The sequence below is a fragment of the Dyella solisilvae genome (assembly GCF_003351225.1).
Lineage (GTDB): Bacteria > Pseudomonadota > Gammaproteobacteria > Xanthomonadales > Rhodanobacteraceae > Dyella > Dyella solisilvae.
Genome location: NZ_QQSY01000002.1, coordinates 148,066 through 164,769 on the forward strand (window position 1 = coordinate 148,066; position 16,704 = coordinate 164,769).

General features: G+C 65.6%; 15 protein-coding genes and 1 pseudogene. 4 read left to right on the forward strand and 12 right to left on the reverse strand.

Going from position 1 to position 16,704, the window contains the following annotated elements:
- Nucleotides 1-612: pseudogene (locus tag DVT68_RS20685) on the forward strand (penicillin-binding protein 1A); the annotation flags it as partial.
- An 84-nt stretch (nt 613-696) separates the two neighbouring features.
- Nucleotides 697-1,371, forward strand: coding sequence for a hypothetical protein (locus DVT68_RS07970; RefSeq protein ID WP_114824557.1), 675 nt, complete (start codon nt 697-699; stop codon nt 1,369-1,371).
- Between the two features lie 69 nt (nt 1,372-1,440).
- Here DVT68_RS07970 and DVT68_RS07975 read toward each other — a convergent pair whose 3' ends face one another.
- The 7 genes from DVT68_RS07975 to rpoZ all read right to left on the reverse strand — a co-directional run bounded on the left by DVT68_RS07975 (nt 1,441) and on the right by rpoZ (nt 10,635).
- Nucleotides 1,441-2,736 carry a citrate synthase gene (locus DVT68_RS07975; RefSeq protein WP_114824558.1) on the reverse strand — a complete coding sequence of 432 codons (1,296 nt, stop codon included), beginning with the start codon at nt 2,734-2,736 and terminating at the stop codon, nt 1,441-1,443.
- Nucleotides 2,737-2,988: 252 nt separating this feature from the next.
- On the reverse strand, nt 2,989-3,234 hold the full coding sequence (locus DVT68_RS07980; protein ID WP_114824559.1) for a type B 50S ribosomal protein L31: 246 nt from the start codon (nt 3,232-3,234) through the stop codon (nt 2,989-2,991).
- A gap of 107 nt (nt 3,235-3,341) precedes the next feature.
- Nucleotides 3,342-4,268 (reverse strand): nucleoside hydrolase, encoded by a 927-nt coding sequence (locus tag DVT68_RS07985; protein ID WP_114824560.1) that lies wholly within the window; start codon nt 4,266-4,268, stop codon nt 3,342-3,344.
- A 1,067-nt stretch (nt 4,269-5,335) separates the two neighbouring features.
- The gene (gene recG, locus DVT68_RS07990; RefSeq protein ID WP_114824561.1) at nt 5,336-7,456 is read right to left on the reverse strand and encodes an ATP-dependent DNA helicase RecG; all 2,121 of its coding nucleotides are present in this window, start codon (nt 7,454-7,456) and stop codon (nt 5,336-5,338) included.
- 80 nt (nt 7,457-7,536) lie between these two features.
- On the reverse strand, nt 7,537-7,920 hold the full coding sequence (locus DVT68_RS07995) for a RidA family protein (RefSeq protein WP_114824562.1): 384 nt from the start codon (nt 7,918-7,920) through the stop codon (nt 7,537-7,539).
- A 125-nt stretch (nt 7,921-8,045) separates the two neighbouring features.
- Nucleotides 8,046-10,211, reverse strand: coding sequence for a RelA/SpoT family protein (locus DVT68_RS08000; RefSeq protein ID WP_114824563.1), 2,166 nt, complete (start codon nt 10,209-10,211; stop codon nt 8,046-8,048).
- A 133-nt stretch (nt 10,212-10,344) separates the two neighbouring features.
- Nucleotides 10,345-10,635, reverse strand: coding sequence for a DNA-directed RNA polymerase subunit omega (rpoZ, locus tag DVT68_RS08005; protein ID WP_038614834.1), 291 nt, complete (start codon nt 10,633-10,635; stop codon nt 10,345-10,347).
- 203 nt (nt 10,636-10,838) lie between these two features.
- Here rpoZ and DVT68_RS08010 point away from each other — a divergent pair, with 203 nt between their 5' ends.
- A complete protein-coding gene (locus DVT68_RS08010) occupies nt 10,839-11,720 on the forward strand; it encodes an MlaA family lipoprotein (RefSeq protein WP_114824564.1) in 882 nt (293 codons plus the stop codon).
- Between the two features lie 73 nt (nt 11,721-11,793).
- Here DVT68_RS08010 and DVT68_RS08015 read toward each other — a convergent pair whose 3' ends face one another.
- The 5 genes from DVT68_RS08015 to DVT68_RS08035 are packed head-to-tail and all read right to left on the reverse strand — an operon-like array spanning nt 11,794 to nt 15,348.
- On the reverse strand, nt 11,794-12,099 hold the full coding sequence (locus tag DVT68_RS08015) for an STAS domain-containing protein (RefSeq protein ID WP_114824565.1): 306 nt from the start codon (nt 12,097-12,099) through the stop codon (nt 11,794-11,796).
- Nucleotides 12,099-12,779, reverse strand: a complete 681-nt coding sequence (locus DVT68_RS08020; protein WP_114824566.1) for an MlaC/ttg2D family ABC transporter substrate-binding protein — start codon at nt 12,777-12,779, stop codon at nt 12,099-12,101. Before DVT68_RS08020 ends, DVT68_RS08015 begins: the two co-directional genes overlap by 1 nt.
- A 52-nt stretch (nt 12,780-12,831) precedes the next feature.
- Nucleotides 12,832-13,689, reverse strand: coding sequence for an outer membrane lipid asymmetry maintenance protein MlaD (mlaD, locus tag DVT68_RS08025; protein ID WP_114824567.1), 858 nt, complete (start codon nt 13,687-13,689; stop codon nt 12,832-12,834).
- Between the two features lie 46 nt (nt 13,690-13,735).
- Nucleotides 13,736-14,515, reverse strand: coding sequence for a lipid asymmetry maintenance ABC transporter permease subunit MlaE (gene mlaE, locus DVT68_RS08030; protein WP_114824568.1), 780 nt, complete (start codon nt 14,513-14,515; stop codon nt 13,736-13,738).
- Nucleotides 14,512-15,348 carry an ABC transporter ATP-binding protein gene (locus tag DVT68_RS08035; protein WP_114824569.1) on the reverse strand — a complete coding sequence of 279 codons (837 nt, stop codon included), beginning with the start codon at nt 15,346-15,348 and terminating at the stop codon, nt 14,512-14,514. Before DVT68_RS08035 ends, mlaE begins: the two co-directional genes overlap by 4 nt.
- Before the next feature lie 309 nt (nt 15,349-15,657).
- On the opposite strand from DVT68_RS08035, the gene DVT68_RS08040 reads away from it, so the two are divergent.
- Nucleotides 15,658-16,695, forward strand: a complete 1,038-nt coding sequence (locus DVT68_RS08040) for a zinc-dependent alcohol dehydrogenase family protein (RefSeq protein WP_114824570.1) — start codon at nt 15,658-15,660, stop codon at nt 16,693-16,695.
- Nucleotides 16,696-16,704 lie beyond the last annotated feature (9 nt).

The following is a 16,704-nucleotide window of genomic DNA, read 5'->3' on the forward strand; positions in this document are numbered from 1 at the left end:
GCCAATGCGGTCGCCGCGGCCGGTTCGGCCGGCAGCCCGGCCGTTTCCGGCAGCGTGGCCGGCGTCGGCGACGCGGTGCTGCCCGCCGATGCCCATGGCGAAGGCACCCACGCGCCGGTGCTGGCGCCGCAGGTGATCGATGTGCGCAACGACTACCTGGTCACCTCGCTCATGCAGGACGTGGTCAAGCGTGGCACCGGCGCCGCCGCAAGCGCCCTGGGTCGCGACGACCTGGCCGGCAAGACCGGCTCCACCAACGAACACCGCGATGCCTGGTTCGCCGGCTTCAACGGCAACCTGGTGACTACCGTGTGGGTGGGCTTCGACGACTTCAGCTCGCTGGGCAAGGGCGAGTTCGGCGCCAAGGCCGCCCTGCCGATCTGGATGATCTACACGGCGGCGGCCCTGAAGGACCAGCCCTCGGCGCTCTTGCCGATGCCGCCCGGTATCAGTACGGTGCAGATCGACCGTTCCAGCGGTTTGCCGGCCGGCGCCGGCGACCCGAACAGCATGTCCGAGATCTTCAAGGTCGAGGACGTGGACCGGCTCCGCAACCAGGCCAGCCAGCAGCAGGAGGATCAGGACCAGCAGCACGCCTACGACATCTTTTAATCGTCGGCAGCGCGGAGCCTAGCCCTCGCCTGCCGCCCGCGTTCGCCGATCCCGGCGAGCGCCAGATTGCCGGAGGATTGAGGCATGGCACGAGGCGAACACCATCGCATCCACGCGCAGGATCGCCTGCAGCGCAATCGCCGGCGCGTCGCCCAGGAGGCGGCGCGCCTGATGAGCGAGCATGGCATCCGCGACTACCACCACGCCAAGGTCAAGGCCGCCGAGCGGCTTGGCATACTCGAAGCGCAGGCGCTGCCGCGCAACAACGAGATCGAGGAAGCGCTGCGCGAGCACCAGCGCATTTTCCACGCCGATACCCAGCCACAGCTGTTGCAGGACCGCCGCGAGGCCGCCGTGGAGGCCATGCGCTTCCTCGAGCACTTCGATCCGCGCCTGGTCGGCGCGGTGCTGGACGGCACCGCGGACGCCCATTCGGCGGTGTGCCTGCACCTGTTCAGCGACAACGCCGAAGCCGTAGTGCTGTTCCTTCAGGAACGCGGCGTCCCCCTGACCCAACAGACGCGGCGACTGCGTACGAGCCGCGACGAGCAGGTGGAGTACCCGGTGCTGCTGTTCTCCGCCGATGGGGTGCCATTCGACCTCACCGTGTTGCCGCGCGACGCGCTGCGACAGCCGCCGCTGGACCGCATCGACGAGAAGCCCATGCGGCGCGCCTCCCTGGCGACCGTGGAGGAATTGCTGGCCACTGCCGATAACGACGACGAGTTCGAACGCATGCTGTCATCGGCGCTTCGCTGATACGCCAGCCGCGCCAACAAAAACGCCCCGGTCTCCCGGGGCGTTTTTGCATCACAGGTCAGGCTGCGATCAGCGCTTGTCGGCCGCCACGTAGTCGCGGACGTTGGCGCCGGTGTAGATCTGGCGCGGACGGCCGATGCGGGCGCCCGGGGTTTCGTGCTGCTCGATCCAGTGCGCAATCCAGCCGGAGGTACGCGCGATGGCGAACATCACGGTGAACATCTCGGTCGGGATGTTCAGCGCCTTGTAGATGATGCCCGAGTAGAAGTCGACGTTCGGGTACAGCTTGCGCTCGACGAAGTAATCGTCCTTCAGCGCCGCCTCTTCCAGCTTCATCGCCACGTCGAGCAGGGGGTCGTTGATGCCCAGCTCGTTGAGCACCTTGTGGGTCATCTCGCGGATGATCTTGGCGCGCGGGTCGAAGTTCTTGTAGACGCGATGGCCGAAGCCCATCAGGCGGAAGTTGTCGTTCTTGTCCTTGGCGCGCTTGACGGCCGTCTCGACCTTGTCGGCCGAACCGATTTCCTCAAGCATCTTCAGCACCGCCTCATTGGCGCCGCCGTGCGCCGGACCCCACAGCGCGGTGATGCCCGCGGCGATGGAGGCGTACGGGTTGGCGCCGGTCGAACCGACCAGACGGACCGTGGAGGTGGAGGCGTTCTGCTCGTGGTCGGCGTGCAGGATGAACAGCAGGTCCAGCGCCTTGGCGGCCACCGGGCTCAGCTCCAGCGGCTCGCTGGGCACCTCGAACATCATGTGCAGGAAGCGGTTGACGTACTCGAGGTTGTTGCGCGGATAACGGAACGGCCAGCCGATCGAGTAGCGGTAGCAGGCGGCGGCGATAGTCGGCATCTTGGCGATCAGGCGGATCGCGGCCAGCTTGCGGTCTTCGGCGTTATCGACGTCGATATCGTCGTGATAGAAGGCCGACAGCGACGCCACCGAGGCGGCCAGCATGGCCATCGGGTGCGCGTCGTGATGGAAGCCCTTGAAGAAGTCCTTCAGGGACTCGTGCATCATCGTGTGATGCGTGATCTGGTCTTCGAACTGGGTGAACTGGTCCTTGGTGGGCAGTTCGCCGTTCAGCAGCAGGTACGAGGTCTCGAGGAACGAGGACTTCTCCGCCAGCTGCTCGATGGGGTAGCCGCGGTACAACAGCACGCCCTCGTCGCCGTCGATATAGGTGATGGCGCTCTTGGTGCTGGCGGTGCTGCCGTAACCCGGGTCGTAGGTGAAGTGGCCCGTGTCCTTGTACAGCGTGCCGATGTCGATGCATGCAGGACCAAGGGTGCCGCTGAGCAGGGGAAGTTCACTGCTGCGGTTGGTCGACTCATCCACCAACTTGACGATCTTGGATTCGGACACGGAAAACCTCCTTCACGAAATGGCATCGCCGGCCAGCCACATACAACGAAGGCCGGCGAGGTAGGGTTGATGCCGCAGGGGGATGGTTGCGACACCTCGCCGCCCATTATCGCATACCGGCTCGTCCACATACCCTATCGGATAGTCGGATGCTGCGTGCGAAAAAAAGCACGGGGCGAGCCGTGGCTCGCCCCGTGTGATTCCGCGCAAACGCCGCATGAGCGCGGCGTCATCGCAAGCTTGTCCGCGCGATTACTTCTGCGCGTAGCGACGACGGAACTTGTCGACGCGGCCGCCGGTGTCCAGCGACTTCTGCTTGCCGGTGTAGAACGGATGGGAATGGCTGGAGATATCCACCTTGATCAGCGGGTACTCGTTGCCGTCTTCCCACTTGACGGTTTCCTTGGTGGCAATCGTCGAACGCGTAAGGAACGCGAAATCGGACGACAGGTCCTGGAACACCACCGGGCGATAATTCGGATGGGTATCGGGCTTCATGACTGGCTCAAAGCGGTGGGTGAAAAGAGCGGCATTTTAACTACAGATCGGAGTCATTGGCAAGTAGCTCAGTGACTTGGCCTATCCAGCCCCCAATGCAGGGCGTTTCAGGCCCCCAGCGCCCGGCGCACCATGGCGCCGAAACGGGCTTGGTCCACCGACATCACGATGCGCGCATTGGCCGGCTTGCCCAGCCGCGCCGACCAGTCCACCACGGTGGCGCCGCGGGTCAGGCGGCCGTCGAGTTCCACGGCGACGTGCCGCTCTTCCATGCGCGTGACCATCGCCGGATCAATCGCGACCGCCATCGCCAGCGCATCGGCTGCAATTACGCCGCGGCGACCACGCTTGGCGTTGAACGCACGCGCCGTGCCGAACACCTGTTCGAAGAACGTGGCGCGGGGATCGCCTGCGGCGAGCCAGCCGTTGAACTCATCGTCATCGAACGCGTGCCGCAACACGACTTCCCAGTCGACAAGGTCGAAGCGCGGAAACGACTCGAACACCACGTGCGCCGCTTCCGGATCGAAGCCGATGTTGAATTCGGCGGGAATTCGACCCGTGTTGCCGAGGCCGGTCACGGCGCCGCCCATGATCACCAGACGCTCCACGCGCTGCGGGAGCGTGGGATCCAGTCGCACGGCCAGCGCGAGATTGGTCAGCGGGCCCAAGGCCACGAGCGTCAGGCCGGGATGCTCGCGCGTGAGGCGCAGGATGGCCTGCACTGCGTGCTCGTCGGCAGCCACCGCTTTCGGTTCGGCAAAACCGACGTCACCCAGGCCGTCGGCACCGTGCACATGCACGGCATCCTCCTCGGGCAGGCGCACGAGGGGCGTCGGGCAACCAGCGAACACTGGTGTGGGCTTGCCAACCAGATCCACCAGCGTGCGCGCGTTGCGCACTGTGTGCCGCAAGCCAACGTTGCCGGCGGCGATCGTCAATCCCAGCACATCGGTGTGCGCGTGCGCCATCAGGATGGCGAGCGCGTCATCAACGCCGGGGTCGGTGTCGATCAGCAGTGGTGGAGTGGTCATGGTGCGTCGTCGGGAGGTGAGAACCGGGAAGCTTAGAAGTTTGTGTGGGGAAGGCATACCCCCGTGCGGGGGGGGTGACCGTGGATTGGAAATTGGTCGTGGTGCCCCTCGGCCCGGACTGCCGGCTTGTTCGCCTGCGGCGAGCTTCCGTCCTCCTGCCGGAGGCCGGGTCACTTTTCTTTGCTTGCTCAAAGAAAAGTAACCACCGAGATGGTGGCAATGCCAAAAGAAAGAGCACCCCACTCGGCGCTGGCCGGGCTTGCAGCCCACCCAGTCCGTGAGGGGCGGCCGGGCTTTTCGACCGGGCTCCTGCGCGGACGAAAAGTGCCTGGCGCCCATGCCAGGCACCCCTGCGGGGCCTGATCGTCCGCCCCTCACCGCCTCACAGGGGATCAGGTGCAGGCTCGTGCCGCTTCGCGGCACATCGCTTCGCGAAACCCCTCGTAGCTCTCTGTACGAGCGCATCCTATGCGCGAGTGTGGGGGGTGATTTCCGAAGGCGTTCGCGCACAGGATGCGCTCCTACAAGGACGAGTCCACTCTCAGCTCTCAGCTGTCAGCTGTCAGCTCTCAGCTCTGAGGTCTGAGCTCTTGGCTCTTGGCTCTTGGCTCTTGGTTTGCCGTTCTGGCTTTTGACCTCCCCTCCCCTATGGCGCGAGCGGGCGGGAGGTGGAACAGCCCGCAGGGTGGCCGGCACGGATGCCGGCCAGTGGATCGTCAGGGCAGGACGCCCTGTCGATCCACCCCGCCTCCCGGCCGCGACCCCGCAGGGGCGCGTCATCGGGGTGGCCTTTCTCTTGGCATTGCCACCATCTCGGTGGTTACTTCTCTTTGGCCAAACAAAGAGAAGTAACCCGCTGCCCGGCAGGGCAGCGGAAGCCCGCCGCAGGCGAGCCAGATCGCGATCACGTCGAATCAAAAGCAAAGAGCAAAGTCACTGGATCCCTGCTTCCGCAGGGATGACGAGTTAGGAAAGGAAACGCGAACAGGGCGTGCCCTGCCCCCTCCCTCATCAGGGATGACGAACTCAGGAGACGCTATGCAATACGAGAGAACCAACAGCCGACTTCACGCATGCGCATATCGCGCAGCGCCACCGATCCAACGTGCAATCAACTGCTCCGCCTGCTGCGGATGCTGCGCCAGCAGAAGCGCTCCCACCTCCTGCACCGCCGGCAGCAAATGCGCATCGCGCGCAAGGTCAGCAATGCGGAAACTCAGCTGACCGGTCTGCCGCGTGCCGAGCACTTCACCCGGCCCACGCAGTTCGAGATCCTTCTCCGCGATGCGGAAGCCATCATTGGTCTCCCGCATCACCTGCAGGCGCTCGCGCGCCAATTGCCCCAGCGGAGGCTGGTAGAGCAACACGCAGTTGGATGCGATGGCGCCACGCCCCACTCGCCCACGCAGCTGATGCAGCTGCGCAAGCCCAAGACGCTCGCTGTTCTCGATCACCATCAGGCTCGCATTGGGCACGTCCACGCCTACCTCGATCACCGTGGTGGCCACCAGCACGGACAGCTCGCCGGCCTTGAAGGCGTCCATCACGGCCTGCTTTTCCTTCGGCTTCATGCGCCCATGGATGAGTCCGATGCGGCAATCAGCCAACGCCGCCGACAACTCGGCATGCGCGACCTCGGCAGCCTGCGCGCGCATCTGCTCGGACTCCTCGATGAGCGTACAGACCCAGTAAGCCTGCCGGCCTTCCTGGCAGGCCGCATGAATGCGCTCTATCACTTCGACGCGACGCGCGTTGGATATAACAATGGTCTGCACCGGCGTACGCCCCGGCGGCAGCTCGTCAATGGCCGAGACGTCGAGATCGGCATAGGCGCTCATGGCCAGGGTGCGAGGAATCGGCGTAGCCGTGAGCACCAGCTGATGAGGCACGAGGCCGCTGTCGTGGTCGGCGCCCTTGTCGCGCAGCGCGAGCCGCTGCTGCACGCCGAAGCGATGCTGCTCGTCCACGATCACCAGGCCCAGTTGGGCAAAGGCCACGCCCTCCTGCATCAGCGCATGCGTGCCGATCACCACCTGCGCACCGGCAGCCACCCGCTGCAGCGCCTGTTGGCGCGCCTTGCCCGCCACCTTGCCAGCCAGCCAGGCGACCTCGATGCCCAACGGAGTGAGCCAGTGACGGAAATGGTGGAGGTGCTGTTCCGCCAGCAGCTCCGTGGGGGCCATCAGGGCGACCTGCTGGCCGGACTCCACCGCCGCCAGCGCCGAAAGGGCTGCCACGATCGTCTTGCCGCTGCCGACGTCGCCCTGGACTAGCCGCAACATCGGACGCGGCTGGGCGATGTCGCCGGCGATCTCGGCCGAGACACGCTGCTGTGCGCCAGTGAGGCCGAACGGCAGGCTTGCCAGCAGGCGTTCCCGTAGTTGACCGGTACCTCGCAGGCTGGGTGCATGGCGGCGGCGCACGGCGGCGCGCATGCGCTTGAGGCTCAGGTGCTGGGTCAGTAGTTCCTCGAAGGCCAGGCGCTGCTGGGCCGGGTGGCGCCCGGTGGTGAGTTGACCCAGGTGGGCATCCGGCGGCGGGCGGTGCACGTACAGCAGGGCCTCGCGCAGCGAGGTAAGCCCATGGGCCACGCACAGCGCCGGCGGAATCAGTTCGAGCTGGGCATCCGGCGGCAGCAGCGCCAGCGCCTTGGCGATCACGCCAGCAAGGCGCTTCTGTCCCAGCCCCTCGGTGGTCGGGTAGACCGGCGTCAGAAGCTCGTCGACGGAGGCGCGCTCGTCATCACCGAGTCGCTGGTACTGCGGATGCACCATCTCCAGTCCGCGCGCGCCCTGGCGCACCTCGCCGTAACAGAGCAGGCGCGTGCCAGGTTGCAGTTGCTCCGACTGGCTGCGACGGAAATGGAAGAAACGGAGCACCAGGGTCTGGTGCGAGTCATCGCCAATGGCCACCGTTAGCTGCGGGCGGTAGCGAAAGCCCCGCTCCACCGCCTCGATCACGCCCTCGACCTGGGCGCGTTCACCCGGGCGCAGGTCAGCGATGGGCGTGATGCTGGTCTTGTCCTCGTAGCGGAGCGGCAGGTGGAACCACAGATCCTGCACCCGCTCCAGCCCCAGCCGCGACAGCGCCTCGGCCAGCGCGGGGCCGACGCCGGGCAGCGCCGAGACCGGCGTGGCGCCAGGATCGGACACGGGAGCGATGGTGGCGCCGACGCGACGGGACGACATCGGGCAAGCCTAACCGAGCACGACGCCGGCGCGCAGCCGGCATCGCCCCACAGGCTGTGGGCGCCCGCAACGCCGCTCGATCAGTCGAGCACCATCACGGCATCGACTTCCACGTCGGAGCACTTCGGCAATGCCGAAACCTCGATGGTGGAGCGCGCAGGGTACGGCGCGTGGAAGTACTCGGCCATCACCTCGTTGACGGTGGCGAAGTGGCCCAGGTTGGTCACGTAGATACCCACGCGCACGATCTTGTCGAGCGAGCCACCGGCGGCCTCGGCCACGGCCTTGAGGTTCTCGAACACGCGGCGCGCCTGCATGGCGATGTCGCCTTCGACCATCGTGCCAGTGGCCGGATCGAGCGGGATCTGACCGGAGAAATACACCGTATTGCCGGCACGTACGGCCTGCGAATACGGGCCGATCGCGGCGGGCGCCTTGTCGGTGGCGATGATCTGGCGGGTCATGGGGTGGCCTCGTAGTTGCGTAGGCGCACAGTCTAGAGCGAGAAGTGAGTGAAGAGGAGCGAGTAGTGAGAGAAGCGCCTGCGCCCACTCTCTCGTTGCTCACTCCTCTTCACTCACTTCTCGCCCTAAAGCGGATAGCGATAGGCGCCGCTCACCACGCCGGTGCGCCGCACGCGGCGGATCACATCGGCCAGATGCTTGCGGTTCTTCACTTCCAGCGCGAACAGCAAGGTGGCCGCCGCGGCATCGCGCTCGACGTACTCGACGTTCTCGATGTTGGAATTGGCGGCGGCGATCGCCGCCGCCACCGTGGCGAGCACGCCCGGGCGGTTGATGACCTCGATGCGCAACTCGGCGCGATAGTCGCCCTGCACGTCGCGGTCCCATTCGATCGCCACGTTGCGCTCCGGCGACTTGCGCAGTTCCACCACGTTCGGGCATTCCACGCGATGCACCACGATGCCCTTGCCCGAGGACAGGTAGCCGATGATCTCGTCGCCCGGCAGCGGGTGACAGCAGTTGCCGAAGCTGAGCACGCCGCGCTCGGCGCCGGTGATGCGGATCTTCTCGGACGCGTGCGGCGCCGCCAGCTGGTCGGCGGCCTTCTTGCCTCGCGCGGCCACCAGTTGGCTGGCGACCAGGTGCGGCATGCGGTTACCCAGCGCGATGTCGGACAGCAATTCTTCCAGTCGCTTGAGCTTGGCTGTCTCCAGGAAGCGGTCCAGCACCGCTGGCGGGATGGCGTCCAGGCTGCTGCCCAGCGCATCGAGCGCGCGGTCAAGCATGCGATGGCCGAAGTCCACCGCATCCTCGTGCTGCAGATGTTTCAGGTACTGACGGATCGCGGTACGCGCCTTGCCCGTCACCACCGATTCCAGCCACGCCGGATTGGGCACGGCGGACGGCGCCGTGATGATCTCCACCAGCTGGCCAGACTCAAGCCGCGTGCGCAGCGGCACCAGCTTCTTGTCAACGCGCGCCGCCACCGCGTGGTCGCCCACGTCGGTATGCACGGCATAGGCGAAGTCCAGCGCGGTCGCGTTGCGCGGCAAGGCCAGGATGTCGCCACGCGGGGTGAACAGATAGACCTCGTCCGGGAACAGGTCGATCTTGACGTTCTCGATGAACTCGGACGAGGACACCGTATGGGCCTGGCTGTCGGCCAGCGAGGACAGCCATTCGCGGGCGCGCGCCTGGGCGCTGTTGGCCGGACCGGAATCGGTCTTGTAAGCCCAGTGGGCGGCCACGCCGCGCTCGGCCACCGAGTCCATTTCCGCGGTGCGGACCTGCACCTCGATCGGCGCGCCGAACGGCCCCAACAGCACGGTGTGCAACGACTGGTAGCCGTTGGCCTTGGGGATGGCGATGAAATCCTTGAAGCGACGGTCCACCGGCTTGTACAGGCCGTGCACGGCGCCCAGCGCCATGTAGCAGGACATGGCCGAGTCGACCACCACGCGGAAACCGTAGACGTCCATCAACTGGGCGAACGTCTTGTGCTCGCTGCGCATCTTCGAATAGATGCTCCACGGCGACTTGATGCGCCCCACCACGCGCGCGGAGATGTGGTCGGCCGTGAGGCGCTGGGACAGCGCGGCCTCGATCTTGCCCATCGCCTCGCGCCGGTTGCCAAGGGCGGCGCGGATGCGCTCGCTGATGACGCGGTAGCGGTCCGGATGAAGCGAGCGGAAGCCCAGGTCCTGCAGCTCCGCCTTGAACTTGTTCATGCCCAGGCGCTGGGCGATCGGCGCGTAGATTTCCAGCGTCTCGCGTGCGATGCGGCGGCGCGACGGCGCGTCCTTGGCGCCCAGCGTGCGCATGTTGTGCAATCGGTCGGCCAGCTTGATCAGGATGACGCGCAGATCGCGCGCCATCGCCAGCAGCATCTTGCGGAAACTCTCCGCATCCGCCTCCTGGCGGCTGGAGAAGCGCATCTTGTCCAGCTTGGTGACGCCGTCGACCAACTCGGCCACCGTCTCGCCAAACTCGGCGGACAGCTCGGCCCGGCTCAGCGCCGTGTCTTCGAGAGTGTCATGCAGGATCGCCGAGATGATGGTCTCGGCGTCCAGGCCCAGCTCGGCGAGGATGCCGGCCACCGCCACGGGATGGGTGATGTAGGGCTCGCCGCTCTTGCGGGCCTGCCCTTCGTGCGCCACCGCGCCCACCTGGTAGGCGCGAACCACACGCTCCACCTGCGCTTCCGGCAGGTAGGCAATGCGTTCCTTCAGGGCCAGCACGTACGGCGGCAGCGTCGACGAATCCAGTGCGGAGGAATCCGTGACGGCCGGCATGGATGTACGGTCCCCGCTCAGGCGACCGCCTCGTAGCGTTTGAGTGAAACCAGGAGGGCGACGTCGTGGCTGCAGCACCAAGCGCCGAACGAGCCGGCGCCTGCGGTGCGCTGTCTACAGACGCCGCCTTCCATCAGTCGTCCCCACCCTTGGAGAGGTCGTCATCAACCTCGGCGGCGGCCCACTCCAGCGCTTCGCGCTCGGCGCGCTCGCGCTCGGCCTTGTCGATCTCGTCGATGGTGGCCTGGTCGATGCGGCGATCGGCGATCTCGCGCAGGGCGAGCACGGTCGGCTTGTCATGATCGGGATTGACTGCCGGCTCGGCGCCCTTGGAGAGCTGACGGGCACGCTTGGTCGCCATCAGCACCAGTTCGAATCGGTTGTCGACTACCTGCAGGCAGTCTTCGACGGTAATGCGGGCCATCTGAAATCCTTAAAGAATAAAGCGACTTATCGTGGGTCAGTGTAGCCGTAAGGCCGCTTTGCTGGCAATGCAGCACACCGTATGATGCGCGGTTCAGGCTGCCTGCAGCCGTGCCCCCCACCATGGTCGGGTATCCGTACACTATAAAAAAACTGTGCGGTACAATATTGGATTCTCACCAGCCCTTGGGACTGTCGCCAACGATGCCGTCCGCCCTGCTCCCACTCCTGAAGCGCAGCCTGCCGCTGGTCGCCATCTCCTTGCTCGCGGGCTGCACGATCGCCAAGCCGCGCACGGACGACCCCTTCGAGAAATTCAACCGGAACATGTACGCCTTCAACGACAAGTTGGACAAGGCGATCATCCGTCCGGTGGCCGTGGGCTACCGCAAGGTGACCAACCCGCCGGTGAGGCGCTCGATCAGCGACTTCTTCACCAACATCCGACTGCCGATCACGGTGGGCAACGACCTGCTGCAGGCCCGTCCGCTGATGGCGGTCGAAAGCAGCGGACGATTCCTGGTCAACCTCACGGTCGGCCTCGGCGGCTTCCTCGATCCGGCCAGCAAGCTCGGCATGCCGCTCAACGAGACCGACTTCGGCATCACCCTGGCCCGCTGGGGCATGCCGGAGGGCGGCTACCTGGTGTTGCCCTTCATCGGCCCGACCACGGTTCGCGACGTCTGGCGCCTGCCGGTCGACAGCTATCTCTTCGATCCGCTGAGCTACTACTCACGCAACCATAGCTACGAGTACGGGCAGCAATACCTGCCGAGCGTGCTGTACCTGGTGACGCTGCGCTCGACCGGCATTGAAGCGGAGAGCTTCCTGGCCTCGGCCTACGACCCTTACGCCTTCCTGCGCGACGCGTACCGTCAGCAGCGCCTGTATCAGCTCTACGACGGCAATCCGCCGGCCGAGATCATCGAGCAGATGCAGGGCCTGAAGGAGAAGAACTTCAATCCCGACGAGCTGCTGGAAGAACAGCAGAACTGGGAGAACAAGCAGAAGCCGGCAGCCAATCCTGAGCAGCAGCAACCCCAACAGCAGCCACCGCAGCAGCAGCCCCCGCCGAAGGACGCATGAGCGTCTCGGCGTCGGGTAACAAAAAGGGGCCTCTCGGCCCCTTTTTGTTGTCCATCGTCTGTCGTAGTGACGCTCAACTCATCAGGGCGTCCACTTCGCACACGCTGGCCAGCAGCTGCATGCCCGCAGGCACGTGGCTCACACGCAGCGCGCGCCCGCGCTCTGCCGCCTGCGCCAGCACGGCCAGCACGCAAGCCAGGCCGGCGCTGTCGCTGCGCGTGACGCCGGACAAGTCCAGCGTGCTGCGGCCATCGCGCGCCACGGCCGCATTGATGGCCTCGAGCGCGATGGCGGCATTGCCGAAGGTCAGTTCACCACTGACGCGCACACTGCCCGGCGCGCCTTCGTCGATCCGTGGCGGCAGGCTGACGGCAGTCATCAGTTGGTCGCCGTCTTGCCGTCTTTTTCCATCGTCTCCAGCGCCTTCGAGCCCTGGGTTTCCAGGTTCGTGATGAGCTGGTCGATACCGCCCTTGCGGATTTCGGCGTCCACCTGGTTGCGGTAGTTGGTGATGTACGAGATGCCTTCGATGATCACGTCGTAGGCCTTCCAGGTGCCGTCACGGTCCTTGCGGAAGGCATAGTCGACGGCCACGGTCTTGCCGTCATCCAGCGTCACCTGGCTGCGCACGATGGTGCGCTTCTCGTTGAGGTCGCCACCGCTGCTGTCCGGCAGCACCTTCACGCGACCACGCGTGTAGTCGAGCAGACCCTCGGCGTAGCGGTGGGTAATGGAGTTGTAGAACGCCTTGGCGAAGCGCGAGCGCTGCTCGGGGGTGGCCTCGCGAGCATGCTGGCCGAGCACCAGGATCGACGCATAGTCGATGTCAAAGTGCGGCAGGAACACGCTGTCGATCACGCCGATCAGCTTGTCGTGATTGTTCTTCAGCTCTTGCTGGTGACCCTCGATCGCCTTGGCCAGCTGATCGGAGATTTCCTGCACCACCTGCGTCGGCGTCTGCTGGGCGGCGGCGGACTGCGCGGCAGCCTGTGCAAACACGGGGGCGGCGATCACGCTGCCAAAGGCAAGGGCGGTGGCAATGGCCAGACTGCGCAACATGGGTAACTCCTGAACAGTAACTCTAAGGAATATCGGTACGTGGCGGCCGGCTTCAATGCTTGCCGGCGTTGTCGGGCTCGGCGCCCTTCTTGTCGGCGGACGAGCCGCTGACCAGGAATTTGCCGATCAGATCCTCGATCTGCAGCGCCGACTGGGTCAGCACCATCTCATCGCCGTCCTTCAGCATGTCCGGCGAACCGCCCGGCTGAATGGCAACGTACTGCGTGCCGATCAAACCACTGGTGAACACGGCGGCGGCCGAGTCATCGGGAATTTGGCTATACCGCTTGTCGATGGACAGGGTGACCTCGGCGTCGAGCTTCACCGGATCGGCCTGCACCGACTGCACGCTGCCGATGGCCACACCGGCCATCTTCACCGGGGCGCCCACCGAGAGCGCGCCGATGTTGGTGAATCGCGCCCTGACGCGATAGCTGCCGGACAGGTTGTCGGCGACACCACCGGCGCCAAAGAACTTGCCCAGCATCTCCTCCAGTTGCTGCGCCGGTCGCGTCAGCGCGATCGTGCCGCCATCGGCCAGGGTCTTCTTGGAGTTGCCGTACTGGACACCAATGTACTGGTCGCCCAACAGGCCGCTGGTGAAGATCGTGGCCACCGAGTTGTCGGGGATCTTGTCGTAACGCTGATCGATCGCCAGCTTCACGTCAGCCGTTTCCCGGGTGGGATCGAGCACGATCGACTGCACCTGGCCAATGCGCACACCAGCAACTTTCACCGGCGCGCGCTCCTTGAGCTGGCCGATGTTGGCGAAGTGCGCCTCGACGATGTAGCTGGGGCCGCGGCTCTGATTGACCACCGAGGTGGTCTGGGTGGCGAGATAGCCCAGCGCGGCAAAGCCGAGCACGATGAACAGGCCGGTGCCGACGGCATAGGACGGTCTCTGGCTCACGGCACGATCCTCAAGGTTTGAATGGTGGTCATGGTCATGGCGGTGCTCACATCAGGAAGGCGGTGAGCACGAAATCGAGCGCCAGGATGGCGATGGAGGAAGCGACCACCGTGCGGGTGGTCGCGTAAGCGACGCCCTCGCTGGTGGGCGGCGTGGTGTAGCCCTGGAATACGGCGATCAGCGACACGACGATGCCGAACACGAGGCTCTTCCACACCACCCCGTTGATCACGTCCTTGACCACCTCGACGGTGGCGGTCATGTTCGACCAGAACGTGCCGTTGTCGATGCCCAGCCAGGTGACGCCCACCAGGTGGCCGCCGAAGATGCCCAGCGCGCAGAACACGCAGCTCAGCAGCGGCATGGCGATCATGCCGGCGAGGAAACGCGGCACTGCGACGTAGGCGATCGGGTCCACCGCCATCATTTCCATCGCGGCGATCTGGTCGGTGGCGCGCATCAAGCCAATCTCGGCGGTGACCGAAGTGCCGGCGCGGCCAGCGAACAGCAGAGCGGTGACGACCGGGCCCAGCTCGCGGTAGATGGCGATGGCGACCACCGTGCCCGTGGCCGAAGTGCCGCCAAAGATCGACAGCACGTCGTACAGCTGCAGGCCCAGCACCATGCCCACGAACAGGCCGCAGACCATGATGATGATCAGGCTCATCGCGCCCACGAACCACAGCTGGCGCACCGTCTCGCGGTAGAAGCGCATGCTCTGCGGCACTGCCGCCAGCATGCGCAACAGGAACAGACCGCAGTTGCCGATCTGCTCCAGAGAGCGCAGCACGATGTTTTCAGAGCCTGCCTTCATCGACGCGCTCATGCGCCACTCCCTGGAAAACCGAGCGACGCGGCGTAATCACCGGCCGGATACTGGAACGGCACCGGGCCGTCCGCCTCGCCACCGAAGAACTGGCGCGTCCACGGCGAACCGTCGTCGGCGATGGTCTTGGGATCCCCCTGCGCCACCACCTTGCCGTTGGCGATCAGATAGATGTGATCGGCCACCTGCTTGATCGCCTCCAGCTCGTGCGCCACCAGCACGCTGGTGATGCCCAGCGTCTGGTTGAGCGTGCGGATCAGCTTCAGCACCTGATTCAAGGCGATCGGATCCAGGCCCACGAACGGCTCGTCGTAGAGGATCAACATCGGGTCGAACACGATCGCCCGCGCCAGCGCGACGCGGCGCGCCATGCCGCCCGACAGTTCCGACGGCATCAGGCCAGTGGCGCCACGCAGGCCCACTGCCTGCAGCTTGGTCAGCACGATGTTGCGGATCAGTACCTCGGGCAGTTCCGTGTGCTGGCGCAGCGGGAACGCGACGTTCTCAAACACGTCGAAGTCGGTCAGCAGCGCGGAGTTCTGGAACAGGTAACCGATGCGCTCGCGCAATTCGAACAGCTTTTCGCGCGAGAGCCTGGCCACGTTCTCCCCGTCGACGCACACTTCGCCGGACTGGCCGCGCATCTGCCCGGTGATGTGCTTGAGCAGGGTGGTCTTGCCGGTGCCGCTGGGGCCCATGATCGCGGTGATCTTGCCGCGCGGGATATCCATGTCCAGCGCATCGAACACCTTCTTGCCATTGAGCACCGTGGTCAGGCCACGGACGCGCACGAGGGCGCGATCGTCGGGCTTGGCGCTAACGGAGTCGGTCATGGGCAGGACGGGACAAGGGAAAGCCGCCACGTTAGCTGAATATGAGTGTGAAGGCCATTCGACTTGTCGCGATGGGCTCATAGGCGGTTCAAGGTCCTGGTGAGACCCGTTCGCGCCCCATGGCCGCATGGCCACTCACCTGACGCCTCCGCCACGCAGGCCCTCTTGACGCCGCCGAGATCGGGACCGGGCCATCCTGCTTGACCTGCATCACCTTGCGCTGTCGGCGGGCCGCTAGCCTCGAACGGCCAGTGCGCGGCTCGCCTGCCGTGCGGCACGCTCACCCACGAATCCGAAGGAGCATTCCCCATGAAAGCACTCGTATTCCACGGCCCCGGCCAGAAGTCCTGGATGGAGAAGGCCAAGCCCACGCTCGTCCAGCCCACCGACGCGATCGTGCGAGTTACCCACACCACGATTTGCGGCACCGACCTGCACATCCTCAAGGGTGACGTGCCCGAAGTGGAATCAGGGCGCACGCTGGGCCATGAGGGCACCGGGGTGGTTGAGGCGGTGGGCGCGGGCGTCACCAACTTCAAGCCGGGCGACCGGGTGCTGATCTCCTGCATCACCGCCTGCGGCCGCTGCCCCAACTGCAAGAAGCAGTTGTACGCGCACTGCGCCGACGGCGGCTGGATCCTGGGCCACCTGATCGACGGCACGCAGGCCGAATATGTGCGCATTCCGCACGCCGACAACAGCCTCTACCCCGTCCCCGCCGATGCCGACGAGGAAGCGCTGGTGATGCTCAGCGACATATTCCCGACCGGTTTCGAGATCGGAGTGCTGGCCGGCGAGGTCAAGCCCGGCGATACGGTGGCCATCGTCGGCGCCGGCCCGGTGGGCATGGCCACCCTGTTGACCGCGCAATTTTATTCGCCAGCCCGACTGATCATGATCGACCTGGACCCAGCCCGCCTGGAAACCGCCCGCCAGTTCGGCGCGACCGACCTCGTCAACGCCGGCAGCGAAGACGCGGTCGCGAGGATCATGGCCTTGACCGGGGGACGCGGCGTGGATGTGTCGATCGAGGCCGTGGGCGTACCTGCGACCTTCGACGTCTGCCAGCGCATCGTCTGTGCCGGTGGCCACATCGCCAACGTCGGCGTGCACGGCAAGAGCGTGGACCTGCAACTGCAGGACCTGTGGATCAAGAACATCACGCTCACGACCGGTCTGGTGACGACCCGCACCACGCCGATCCTGTTGCAGACGGTACAGGCCGGGCGTGTCGACCCCGCCAAACTGGTCACGCACCGCTTTGCGCTCGACCAGATCATGCAAGCCTACGAGGTGTTCGCCAACGCGGCCCGGGAGAAGGCCATCAAGGTGATCCTGAAGGCTTGATCCAGCACC

What these genes read in the sequence shown, in the direction of transcription:
- DVT68_RS07970 (WP_114824557.1), top strand. Translation starts at nt 697, where the DNA reads ATGGCACGAGGCGAACACCATCGCATCCACGCGCAGGATCGCCTGCAG.
- DVT68_RS07980 (WP_114824559.1), bottom strand. Translation starts at nt 3,234, where the DNA reads ATGAAGCCCGATACCCATCCGAATTATCGCCCGGTGGTGTTCCAGGAC.
- DVT68_RS07985 (WP_114824560.1), bottom strand. Translation starts at nt 4,268, where the DNA reads ATGACCACTCCACCACTGCTGATCGACACCGACCCCGGCGTTGATGAC.
- recG (WP_114824561.1), bottom strand. Translation starts at nt 7,456, where the DNA reads ATGTCGTCCCGTCGCGTCGGCGCCACCATCGCTCCCGTGTCCGATCCT.
- DVT68_RS07995 (WP_114824562.1), bottom strand. Translation starts at nt 7,920, where the DNA reads ATGACCCGCCAGATCATCGCCACCGACAAGGCGCCCGCCGCGATCGGC.
- DVT68_RS08000 (WP_114824563.1), bottom strand. Translation starts at nt 10,211, where the DNA reads ATGCCGGCCGTCACGGATTCCTCCGCACTGGATTCGTCGACGCTGCCG.
- rpoZ (WP_038614834.1), bottom strand. Translation starts at nt 10,635, where the DNA reads ATGGCCCGCATTACCGTCGAAGACTGCCTGCAGGTAGTCGACAACCGA.
- DVT68_RS08010 (WP_114824564.1), top strand. Translation starts at nt 10,839, where the DNA reads ATGCCGTCCGCCCTGCTCCCACTCCTGAAGCGCAGCCTGCCGCTGGTC.
- DVT68_RS08015 (WP_114824565.1), bottom strand. Translation starts at nt 12,099, where the DNA reads ATGACTGCCGTCAGCCTGCCGCCACGGATCGACGAAGGCGCGCCGGGC.
- DVT68_RS08020 (WP_114824566.1), bottom strand. Translation starts at nt 12,779, where the DNA reads ATGTTGCGCAGTCTGGCCATTGCCACCGCCCTTGCCTTTGGCAGCGTG.
- mlaE (WP_114824568.1), bottom strand. Translation starts at nt 14,515, where the DNA reads ATGAGCGCGTCGATGAAGGCAGGCTCTGAAAACATCGTGCTGCGCTCT.
- DVT68_RS08035 (WP_114824569.1), bottom strand. Translation starts at nt 15,348, where the DNA reads ATGACCGACTCCGTTAGCGCCAAGCCCGACGATCGCGCCCTCGTGCGC.
- DVT68_RS08040 (WP_114824570.1), top strand. Translation starts at nt 15,658, where the DNA reads ATGAAAGCACTCGTATTCCACGGCCCCGGCCAGAAGTCCTGGATGGAG.